The organism is Nocardiopsis sp. NPDC055824 (assembly GCF_053616335.1).
This window is the reverse complement of sequence record NZ_JBSHDN010000221.1, coordinates 1-10,146: the sequence shown is the minus strand read 5'-3', so window position 1 is coordinate 10,146 and position 10,146 is coordinate 1. Positions and strand designations below refer to the sequence as shown.

General features: G+C 72.7%; 8 protein-coding genes. 3 read left to right on the top strand and 5 right to left on the bottom strand.

Going from position 1 to position 10,146, the window contains the following annotated elements; genetic code table 11:
- Positions 1 to 37 precede the first annotated feature (37 nt).
- From ACWGL3_RS27965 to ACWGL3_RS27955, 3 genes are all read right to left on the bottom strand, one after another.
- Positions 38 to 1,276, bottom strand: a complete 1,239-nt coding sequence (locus ACWGL3_RS27965) for a M20 family metallopeptidase (RefSeq protein WP_267948145.1) — start codon at positions 1,274 to 1,276, stop codon at positions 38 to 40.
- A 40-nt stretch (positions 1,277 to 1,316) separates the two neighbouring features.
- Entirely contained in the window at positions 1,317 to 2,474 is a 1,158-nt protein-coding gene (locus ACWGL3_RS27960) for a glutamate--cysteine ligase (protein ID WP_267948144.1), read from the bottom strand.
- A gap of 158 nt (positions 2,475 to 2,632) precedes the next feature.
- A complete protein-coding gene (locus ACWGL3_RS27955; RefSeq protein WP_267948143.1) occupies positions 2,633 to 3,745 on the bottom strand; it encodes a YihY/virulence factor BrkB family protein in 1,113 nt (370 codons plus the stop codon).
- 142 nt (positions 3,746 to 3,887) lie between these two features.
- Here ACWGL3_RS27955 and ACWGL3_RS27950 point away from each other — a divergent pair, with 142 nt between their 5' ends.
- Together ACWGL3_RS27950 and ACWGL3_RS27945 are read left to right on the top strand one after the other, a co-directional pair.
- Positions 3,888 to 5,009 (top strand): galactokinase family protein, encoded by a 1,122-nt coding sequence (locus ACWGL3_RS27950; RefSeq protein ID WP_452461976.1) that lies wholly within the window; start codon positions 3,888 to 3,890, stop codon positions 5,007 to 5,009.
- Positions 5,010 to 5,145: 136 nt separating this feature from the next.
- Positions 5,146 to 6,435, top strand: a complete 1,290-nt coding sequence (locus ACWGL3_RS27945) for an LCP family protein (RefSeq protein ID WP_267948141.1) — start codon at positions 5,146 to 5,148, stop codon at positions 6,433 to 6,435.
- Positions 6,436 to 7,028: 593 nt separating this feature from the next.
- Here the strand turns inward: ACWGL3_RS27945 and ACWGL3_RS27940 are convergent.
- Positions 7,029 to 8,246: an NADP-dependent isocitrate dehydrogenase gene (locus ACWGL3_RS27940; RefSeq protein ID WP_267948140.1), complete on the bottom strand. Its 1,218-nt coding sequence runs from the start codon at positions 8,244 to 8,246 to the stop codon at positions 7,029 to 7,031.
- A gap of 181 nt (positions 8,247 to 8,427) precedes the next feature.
- Complete coding sequence (locus ACWGL3_RS27935; RefSeq protein ID WP_267948139.1) at positions 8,428 to 8,910, bottom strand: DUF3017 domain-containing protein; 483 nt, start codon at positions 8,908 to 8,910, stop codon at positions 8,428 to 8,430.
- Between the two features lie 576 nt (positions 8,911 to 9,486).
- On the opposite strand from ACWGL3_RS27935, the gene ACWGL3_RS27930 reads away from it, so the two are divergent.
- A complete protein-coding gene (locus ACWGL3_RS27930) occupies positions 9,487 to 10,092 on the top strand; it encodes an FHA domain-containing protein (RefSeq protein ID WP_267948138.1) in 606 nt (201 codons plus the stop codon).
- The last annotated feature ends 54 nt before the right edge of the window (positions 10,093 to 10,146 follow it).

The following is a 10,146-nucleotide window of genomic DNA, read 5'->3' as shown; positions in this document are numbered from 1 at the left end:
GGCCCCGGGACGGGCACGGCGCGGGCGCCCGGGTTCCTCAGGCGAGTGCCTCCTGGCTGTCCGCCCGGGCCCGGGGCTCGGCGGCGTGCCCGAGGGCGGTCAGCGCGGTGGTGACCATGAAGCGGGTGCCCACCCCGATCGCGCGCTCGTCCACGTCGAAGGTGCCCCGGTGCAGGTCCAGCATCGGCCCGTCCCAGTCCGGGGAGTGGGTGCCCAGGCGGGCGAGGGCTCCGGGGACGTTCTCCAGGTACCAGGCGAAGTCCTCGCCCCCCAGGCTCTGCGGCGTGGACGCCGCGGCGTCCGGGCCCAGGGCGAGGCCGACCGCCTCGCGCATGATGTCGACGCTGGTCGCCTCGTTGATGGTGGGGGGCACCCCCCGCCCGTAGGTCACCTCGGCCTCGGCCCCGTACGCGGAGGCCACGGACTCCACCAGGCCCTTGATGATGTCGGGGGCCGAGTGCCACGCCTCGTCGTCCAGGCAGCGCACGGTGCCCTCCGCGACGGCGTCGTCGGGGATGACGTTGGGCGCCGACCCGGCGCTGATGCGGCCCCACACGAGGCTGAAACCGGCCCGCGGGTCGATGCGCCGGGACAGCGCGGCGGGCAGCTCGGTTACGACCTTGCCCATGGCGTAGACCAGGTCGGACGTGAGGTGGGGGCGCGCCGTGTGCCCTCCCGGACCCGAGAGCCGCACCATGAGCTGGTCGCAGGCGGCGGTGATGCCGCCGGTGCGCAGGCCGACCCGGCCGACGGTCAGGCGCGGATCGCAGTGCAGGGCGAAGATCCGGTCGACGCCCTCCATCGCCCCGGCGTTGACCACCTCGACCGCGCCGCCGGGGAGCTCCTCGGCGGGCTGGAAGACCAGCCTGACCCGCCCGGGCAGCGCGCCCGCGCGGTCCTGCTGGGCGAGGAAGACCCCCGTCGCCAGCAGGACCGTCGTGTGCACGTCGTGTCCGCAGGCGTGGGCCGCGCCGGGGACGGTGGAGCGGTAGGGGACGTCCTTCTCGTCGGCGATGGGCAGGGCGTCGATGTCGGCCCGCAGGGCCACGAGCGGCCCGGGGCCCGAGCCGATGTCGCAGACGAGCCCCGTGCCCTGGGGCAGCTCCCGGGGAGTGAGACCGACATCACGCAGCCGTTCGGCGATCCGACCGGTGGTGCGGTGCTCGGCGAAGGCGAGTTCGGGGTGCATGTGCAGGTCCCGGCGGAAGCCCGTGAAGTCCCGCTCACGGCGCGCCAGAAAAGCGGTCAACTGTTCCGGCAGGTCACGTCCCTGCATCCGAGGGTCCCCTCTTCATTCACGTCTTGCGTGCACCGGCTCAGCCCCCGACACCGACCTCCGCGTAAGTGGGACCGCCGTGCAGCTCGGCGGCGAGCATGTCCACGACGTCGTCGAGGGAACCGCCCCCGGCGATGACCGCGCGCTGCCGTTCGTAGGAGGCGCCCTTGTCCAGGGTCTCGGAGACCAGGTCCAGGTCCTCGGCGCAACCCAGGCGGGTCGCGACCGGCTTCAGCTCGCGGACCAGCTCATACAGGTCGTCACGGATCGGAACGGTGGTTCCGTGGGCGTCCGTGATGACACGAGCGTCGAGTCCGTAGCGGGTGGCACGCCACTTGTTGTCCTTCACGAGCCAGGACGGCGGGCTGGGCAGGCCGTACCCGCGGTCGAGCTGGCGATCGAACAACTCCACCAGGCTCTGAGAGAGCGCGGCGGCCATTCCCACCTCGCGCAGGGTGGGAATCCCGTCGAACATCCGGATCTCGATGGTGCCGAAATCCGGGTGAGGACGGATGTCCCACCACACTTCCTTGATAGAGGCGATGGTACCCGCCCTGAGAAGCGTTTCGAGGTATTCCTCGAAAGCCGTCCAGTGCGGCAGGTTCGGAGGCGGCCCGGAAGTGGGGAGCGCCCCGAAGACAACGGACCGCGCGGAGGCCAGACCGGTGTCGTGACCACCCCAAAATGGGCTAGAAGCACTCAAAGCAAGAAAATGAGGTAGATACTTCGCAAGCGCATTCACCATGGGTATGGCCTTCTCCTGGCTGCGCACACCCACGTGAACGTGGACGCCGCAGGTGAGAATGCGCCGGGCCAGCCACTGCATCTGCTCGACGAGTTCGCCGTACCTTTTCCCGGGACTGAGCTCCTGGTCCCGCCAGTCGTCGATGGGATGGGTCCCCGAGCAGGTCAGCGTGGTTCCCCAGGGGGTGAGGACCTCCCGCATCCGGTCGATGTTGCGGCCGAGGTCGCTCTTGGCCTCCTCGACCGTCTCGCAGATGCCGGTCACGACCTCCACCTGCGACTGCATGAGTTCGTGCCGCAGCGGGGGCGAGGCGGCGTCGGAACTGAGCTCGGGGAGCTCGGAGAGGAGTTTCGGCGCCTCCTGCCGCAGGTGCCGGCTGCGCCGGTCCACGAGCTGGAGTTCCCACTCCACCCCGAGCGTCGCGCGTTCGGATGACGTGAATGCGATGCCCATCTGCCCTCCGAGGGGGGTTCGCCGGCCTTCCTGGCCGACGCACGTTCGCGCCCCGGCGAACCGGTCAACCGGGACAGGGGAGGACTACCCTCCGCACACCACCCGCATACGGGACAAGAGTCTCGCAATAACGCGGATTCCCGGGAGGTCCGCTCGCCTCAGGCACCGCCCCCGCGACGGTTGCGCAGGGCCCACGCGGCGGTGCCTGCGGCGCCCGCCGCGCCGATCAGGGACAACGCCCCGGCGACGGCCCGCTGCGCCCGCCGGCGGGCGGCCGGCTTCCTCTCCGGGACCCGCAGGACCGGCGCGGGCCGCGTCCAGTCCATCCCGTTCTCCTCGGGCATGGGCAGGGTCCCCGTGTAGGGGGGAGGCATCGGCAGCCACGTCGCGGTCCACGCGGCGCTGAACATGACCAGGCGCATCACCAGGTTGATCCACACCAGGAGCCCCACCAGGACGGCGAAGGAGGCGTAGACGGGGTTGCCGAGCGTCCCCGAGAGCAGCAGAGCGGCGGCGGCCTTGAGGACCTCGAACCCGGCCGCGCCCAGCAGTGCCCCCCGCCACATCATCCGCGTGGGCCGCCCGCTGCCGGACAGGAGCGAGAAGGCCAGCACGAAGATCCCCATGTTGACCGCGACGGCGATGGCGAGGGCCAGGACGCGCAGCGTCAGGGAGGCCAGGAGGGAGCCGTCCAGGCCCACCAGCGCCAGCAGCCAGTGGGTGGCGGCCTGCGCGACGCTCGTGAACGCCACCGCGAACAGCAGCGCCGCGCCCAGGCCCAGCATGACCAGGATGTCGCCCGCCTTGCGCAGCAGGAAGTTCGGGCCCTCCTTGATGTTCTTCAACCAGATCGAGTGGAGCGCCTCGCGGAGCGCCGACACCGAGTTCAGGCCCGCGTACAGCAGGCCCAGCGTGCCGATGACGCTCGCGCCCACGCGCGCGTTCGCGATCTGCTCGACGGGCAGCTGGTCGGAGAGGCCGGGCAGCACCTCGTCCAGGGCCGTCTGGAGGTAGTCGCCCACCTCGACCTGCATCGACGCCAGGAAGCCCACCGCGGCGAAGGCCAGCGCCAGCAGGGGGAAGAACGACAGGAAGGCGAAATAGGTGACCGCCCCGGCCAGCTGGCTGCCGTTGCGGTCGGCGTAGCGCTCGTAGGCGCGCACGAGGTGGTCCGCCGCCGGCCTCCGGCGCCGCAGTTCCCAGTAGGCGTCCATCGCGAGGTTCCGGTAGTGCCGCGCCGCGTCCGCGGCCCGGTCCCGCCCTGAGGCCAAGGTCCCTCCCCCACACCCGTCCGCCGGTGGACCGCAACCCTAGCGGCGCCGCACCGGGTCCGTGAAGCCTCCGCGCCGCCCCGGGCACTCCACCGCCTTGGGCAGACTGGGGGCAGCAGGCCGACGGGGAGAGGGGACAGCGGTGGGGGGCGCGGGGGCGCGGTTGCGCGCGGTGCTGGGTGTGCGGTCGGCGGGGCCACAGGGGGCGTGGCCCGCGGAGGCGCCGGACGCCGACGCCCTGGCGGAGGGTTTCCGCGCGCGGTTCGGCGAGGCGCCCGCGGGCGTCTGGCACGCGCCCGGGCGGCTGGCCGTCATGGGCGAGCACACGGCCGCCGGCGGCGGCGTCGGCCTCTACACCGCGCTGCCCTGGGGGGTGACGGCGGCGGTCGGCCCGGCGCCGGGCCCGGAGGTGCGCGTGGCGACGCTCAGCGGCCCCCTGAGGGCGAGGGAGACCGCCGCCCGGGCCGTGTCCGACGCGGTGGCCTCCGCGCGCCGGGCAGGCGGGCTGGACGCCTCCACGGGCCTGCGGGTGCTCCTCGGCGCGGACCTGCCCGAGCACGCCTCCCTGGGGTACGCGGGCGCCGTGGGCGCGGCGGTGTCGCTCGCCCTCGCCGACCTCGGGGGCGGCCCTCCCCCGGAGGGCGCCACCGTCGACCAGCGGGTGGCCCTGGCCGCGCGGCCGGGGTGCGCGGTACGCGTCAACCTCAGGAGCATGCGCACGACCGTCCTGCCCTTCGACCTCGCCGGCGAGGGGATGCGCCTGGTCGTCGTGGACACCGGGGCCCTGCCCAGGCGCGACCTCCGGGCCGTCCGCTCCGCGGAGCTGGAGCGGGCCCAGCGCACGCTCGGCCCGCTCCGCTCGGTCCAGGACCTGCCCGGGGCGCTGCGCAGCCTGCCGGAGCCCGCTCTGCGCAACCGGGTGGAGTACGCCGTCACGGAGGTGCACCGGCTCAACGCGGCCGTCGGGCTGCTGCGCGCGGGGAGGTTCGGGGAGACGGGGCCGATCCTGTCGGCCTCCCACCTGTCACTGCGCCGTTTCGGGCTCCCGACGCCCCAGGTGGACCTGGCCGCCGAGACCGCGTCCCGGGCCGGGGCCCGCGGCGTGCGGATGTCGGGGTGGGCCGGGACCGCCCTCGCCCTGGTGGCCGAGGAGCGGGTGGAAGGCGTCGCCACCGCTCTGGCCGGGGAGTTCGCCGCGAACGGCTGGGTGCCTCCGCGCGTGCGCGCCTCCCTCCCCTCGGCCGGGGCGCACCGGCTGCGGTGAGGGCCGCTTTCGTCCCCTAGGGGTGCCCCGGTCCCGGTTCAGGGACATCCGTGTGAACCCGGCTACCCTTTCTGCGATCAGACAGGGTGGAAGCGGCGACGGAGCGCTCCACGGCGCGGAGCAGATAGGCGATTCGATGGCTGACCGACGTAACCGGGGTGACGCCGGCTCGACCGGCGAACACGACCGGCAGGGCGTGTTCAGGCGCGGCGGAACCCCGGGCGGCGCGGACGAGTTCGAGAAGCTCTACCGGTCGCGCGAGTCCGAGCAGAGGGCGGTCGGCGGGACCCGGCGGCTCCCCTCCGCCGACGAGGTTCCCCCGATCCGCCCCGAGCGGCCCAGGCGGCCCGAGCGGCCCAGGCGCCGCACCCACCACGCCGGCCGCGAGTACGACGGCACCGGGACCAAGCGGCGGGCGCGCGAGACGCGGCAGCGGCGGCTCCGGAACACCGTCGTGACCGTCCTCGTGGTCCTGCTCGTGATCCTCGTGGTGCCCCCCGCGGCGCTCTACTTCTGGGCGGACTCCCGGCTGGCCCGGGTGGAGGCCCTGACCGACTACGAGGGCCGCCCGGACCGCCAGCCAGGCACCACGTTCATGATCGTGGGCTCGGACAGCCGCGAGGGGATGGACGAGGAGCAGATGCGGGAGCTGGCCACCGGCAGCGCCGAGGGCCGCCGCACCGACACGATCATGGTCCTGTACATCCCCGACGAGGGCGAGCCGACCATCGTCAGCGTCCCCCGCGACTCCTACGTGCCGATGGCCGTCCCCGGCTACGCCGACAACAAGATCAACACCGCCTTCGCCGACACCGTCTGCGGCACGGACGAGGCCGGCGAGGAGGTCTGCGGCGGCCCGGCCCCCCTCGTGGAGTCCTTCGAGCGCGCCTCCGGCGTGCGGATCGACCACTACGCCGAGATCGGCATGGGCGGCTTCGTCGACATCGTGGACGCCGTCGGCGGCGTGGAGCTGTGCCCCGAGGACGCCATGGCCGACCCCAAGGCCGGGCTGGACATCGAGGCGGGCTGCCAGACGATGGACGGCGGCACCGCGCTGGGCTACGTGCGCACCCGCGCCACCCCCCGCGCCGACCTGGACCGGATCGCCCGCCAGCGGGAGTTCTTCTCCGCGCTGGTCGCGGAGGCGAGCGCCCCGTCTACGCTGTTCAACCCGTTCCAGTCGCTCCCGCTGGTGACGGCGGGCACGGACACGTTCATGGTGGACGAGGGCGACCGCCTGCGGCACCTGGGCACCATGCTGCTGGCGATGCGGGGCGGTACCCAGACCACGGCGATCCCGGTGGGCAGCACCCCCACCCTCGACCAGGTGGGCTCGGTGGTGGTCTGGGACGAGGTCCGCTCGGAGGAGATGTTCTCCGCCATGCGCGAGGGCGAGCCGATCCCCGAGAGCGCGTTCGAGGACTGAGGGCCCCGGAGGGGCGGACCGCGGGCCCGGGGCCGGCGGCGCACCGCTCCCGACGGGCCGTCCGGGGAAAGGCGAAGGGCCCGCTGCCGAAGCAGCGGGCCCTTCTTCGTGACGTTCCGTACTGTGCGCGCCTACCCCCCAGCGGGCGCACGGCCGGCACGTCGGTTCGTGGTGCCGAGCGGGCTCTCACCCGCTCTGGCCTGCCGGTTCTCACCGGCGTGTCTCCACAATAGGTCAAAGTTCGCGTAAGGGGCGAATCCAGTTCACGTGTCCTACGTCGCACCGCCACGCCACCCCGCTGATCCGGCACCGCCATCCTCCCACCAGGAGGACCCGCGTGTACGCCGAACACGGGAAACACACCGGGAAACTTCCGCCGGTTTCCTTCCGCAAACCCCCGCGAACACCGCTTTCCCGACGCCTCGGACCCGACCGCGGGCCCGGGACACGGCAACGCCCGGGCGCCCCCGCGGTGGGGACGCCCGGGCGTGGCCAAGGTCTCACCCGGACCCGGCCGCGGACCGCCGACTCATGGCGGCCCGTGACCCGTCCGGACCACGGCCTCCCGGACACGGGTTCCGGGGGCGCGCGGACTAGGCGAGGCGCTTGGCCAGGTTCTCGTCCAGGGCGGCGAGGAACTGCTCGGTGGTCAGCCACTCCTGGTCGGAGCCGACCAGCAGCGCGAGGTCCTTGGTCATCTGGCCGCCCTCGACCGTCTTGATGACGACGTCCTCGAGGGTGTTGGCGAACTCCAGGACCTTCGGGGAGTTGTCCAGCTTGCCCCGGTGCTCCAGACCGCGGGTCCACGCGAAGATGGAGGCGATCGGGTTGGTCGAGGTGGGCTTGCCCTGCTGGTGCTGCCGGTAGTGGCGGGTCACCGTGCCGTGGGCGGCCTCGGCCTCGACGGTGCGGCCGTCGGCGGTGCGCAGGACCGAGGTCATCAGGCCGAGCGAGCCGAAGCCCTGCGCGACGGTGTCCGACTGGACGTCGCCGTCGTAGTTCTTGGTGGCCCAGACGTAACCGCCCTCCCACTTGAGCGCGGAGGCGACCATGTCGTCGATGAGGCGGTGCTCGTAGGTGAGGCCCGCCGCGTCGAACCGCTCCTTGAACTCGGAGTCGAAGATCTCCTGGAACACGTCCTTGAACATGCCGTCGTACGACTTGAGGATCGTGTTCTTGGTGGACATGTAGACCGGGTAGTCGCGGTCCAGGCCGTAGTTCAGGCTGGCGCGCGCGAAGTCCTCGATCGACTTGCGGAAGTTGTACATCCCCATCGCGACGCCGCCGCCCTCGGGGAAGTTGGCGATGTCGAACTCGACCGGCTGGCTGCCGTCGGCCGGGGTGTAGGTCATGGTGACCGTGCCGGGGCCGGGCACCTTGAAGTCGGTGGCCTTGTACTGGTCGCCGTGGGCGTGGCGGCCGATGATGATCGGCTTGGTCCACCCGGGCACCAGGCGCGGCACGTTCTCGCAGATGATGGGCTCGCGGAAGACGACGCCGCCGAGGATGTTGCGGATGGTGCCGTTGGGCGACCGCCACATCTTCTTCAGGCCGAACTCCTCGACCCGGGCCTCGTCCGGGGTGATGGTGGCGCACTTGACGCCGACGCCGTACTCCTTGATGGCGTTGGCCGCGTCGACGGTGATCTGGTCGTCGGTGCGGTCGCGCTCCTCGATGCCCAGGTCGTAGTACTTCAGGTCGACGTCGAGGTAGGGCAGGATCAGCCGGTCCTTGATGAAGGACCAGATGATCCGCGTCATCTCGTCGCCGTCGAGCTCGACTACGGGGTTTTCGACCTTGATCTTGGCCATGGCTGTGTGGCTGTCCCTTCAGTCTTCGCCACCGCCTCGTGCTGCGGAGGCGGCTTCCGGCCCGTGGCCGGAGCCGGTCCGCTCGCGCGGCGATCCCCTGATCCCGCCCGGCGTCCGTGCCTGCCGGGGATGCGGTGGCTTGTCGGTGTCGCAGTATCTCGACGTCAAGCTTATTAGACGCCTAGGAGGAGAGTTGCGGCGCCACCCACGCCAGCACGATCAGCAGGACCGCGAGGCCGACGAGGGTGAGCAGGTCGATCCAGCGGCGGCGGACCGCGAGCATGCCGATCCAGTCCTTGGGCAGGAACAGCCGGAAGGCCGCCGCCAGCAGCAGAGCGCCCGCGATGATCGCCGGCCCGCGCTTGAAGTAGGCCGCGGCCACGACCACGATCCCGGCCGCCAGGGCCGACATGACGAGCATGTACGGGACCTGGGAGAGCCAGTACGGCACCGCCGGCCCGGCCTGCCCGCCGTCCCCGGCGGCGGGGAGGGCTCCGGCGTCCGCCGCGGGGGCGGGGGCGCCGCCGGGCTCCCGGGGTCCCCCGTCCGGGGGCGTGTCCGCCGCGTCCGCGGCGCCCCCCTCGGGGCCCTCCGCGGAGTCCCGTGCCCCGTCCGGGCCGGCCCCCCGGGGATCCTCGTCCCGGGTCCCGCCCGTGTCCGCCACGTCCGTCCGCTCCACGTGTCCTGCCCGGCTCTTCGGTCCCACCCTGTCCACCGCGTCCCGACCCGTTCGCTTCCGAGGTTGCCTGGCCGCCGCGCGGCTCCGTTCACGGTCCTCCCCGGAACTGGCACAGACCGGCCACCCGCCGAGGCGGCGGTGTCCGAAACCGAACCGCCCCGGGAACGGCTCACGTTCCTGGTGGCTCCGGCGGCACTGTGCCCGAAACACTCCGGTCCGTCCGGAGAAGACTCCGCCCATTGTAGTGATCCGCGTCGCGGTCTCCTCAGGGCTCACGGAAACGGCCCGGCTCTGCGCGCTCGCTTCTCCTGTCCGTTTCCCGCGTCCGGTTCGGCCACAGCACCGTAATTCCGCGTCTTATCCGTCTAACTCCGGAGTAAGCGCGTAGAACGCGTGGCTGCCGGGTAACCCAGCTGGAGATGAGTGCACCGGTGAGCGAGGACCACCCCCATGAAGCCCACTCGACACGTCGACCGAACCCCCGTCCCTCGGCAGCCACCCCTCCCCCACCGTCGCCCGCACCCCCACCGGCAGCGTCACCCCAGCCCGGGAGGAGTCACCGTGGACGGTCCCTACCTCCGGGTCGAAGAGACCGGGGACATCCGTCAGCTCACCGGCGAGGTCACCACGGTCGGCCGCGGTGAGGGCGCCGACATCCGGTTGAACGATCCGAGCGTCTCGCAGCTGCACGCCGAACTGGTCCGCCGCGGACCCTACGTCTACGTGGTCGACCTGGGGCTGTCGCGCAACGGCACCCGCGTCAACGGCCGGCCCATCGCCCGCCGCGTCCTCGACGAGGGGGACGTGGTGAGCTTCGGCACCGCGCGCTGCCGGATCGGAGGCCTGCCCCGCGAGCAGATCAGCCCCGACCTCGAGCTCCGCAGGGGCGCGGCCCCGGAGCTCACCCGGCGGGAGCTGGACGTGCTCACCGCGCTGTGCCGGCCCGCCCTCTCCGAGGAGGCCTTCGTCGCCCCGGCGACCGCGCGCGACATCGCCGAGGCCCTGGTCGTGACCGAGGCGGCCGTCAAACAGCACCTGCTGCGCCTCTACCAGAAATTCCGCATCCCCGAGGGGCAGAACCGCAGGACCCGGCTGGCCAACGAGGTCGTGGCCCTGGGCCTGGTCAGACCGATGCCCGTGAGCGGTTCGGCCCGCCGGGCGAGCTGACCCGGGCCGCCCGGCGCCCGGGAGCACGGGGGCGGCCCCGGGTCCCCCCGCGGC

Excerpts from the sequence above, each read along its gene's own strand:
- ACWGL3_RS27965 (WP_267948145.1), bottom strand. The coding sequence starts at position 1,276 with ATGCAGGGACGTGACCTGCCGGAACAGTTGACCGCTTTTCTGGCGCGC.
- ACWGL3_RS27960 (WP_267948144.1), bottom strand. The coding sequence starts at position 2,474 with ATGGGCATCGCATTCACGTCATCCGAACGCGCGACGCTCGGGGTGGAG.
- ACWGL3_RS27945 (WP_267948141.1), top strand. The coding sequence starts at position 5,146 with ATGGCTGACCGACGTAACCGGGGTGACGCCGGCTCGACCGGCGAACAC.
- ACWGL3_RS27940 (WP_267948140.1), bottom strand. The coding sequence starts at position 8,246 with ATGGCCAAGATCAAGGTCGAAAACCCCGTAGTCGAGCTCGACGGCGAC.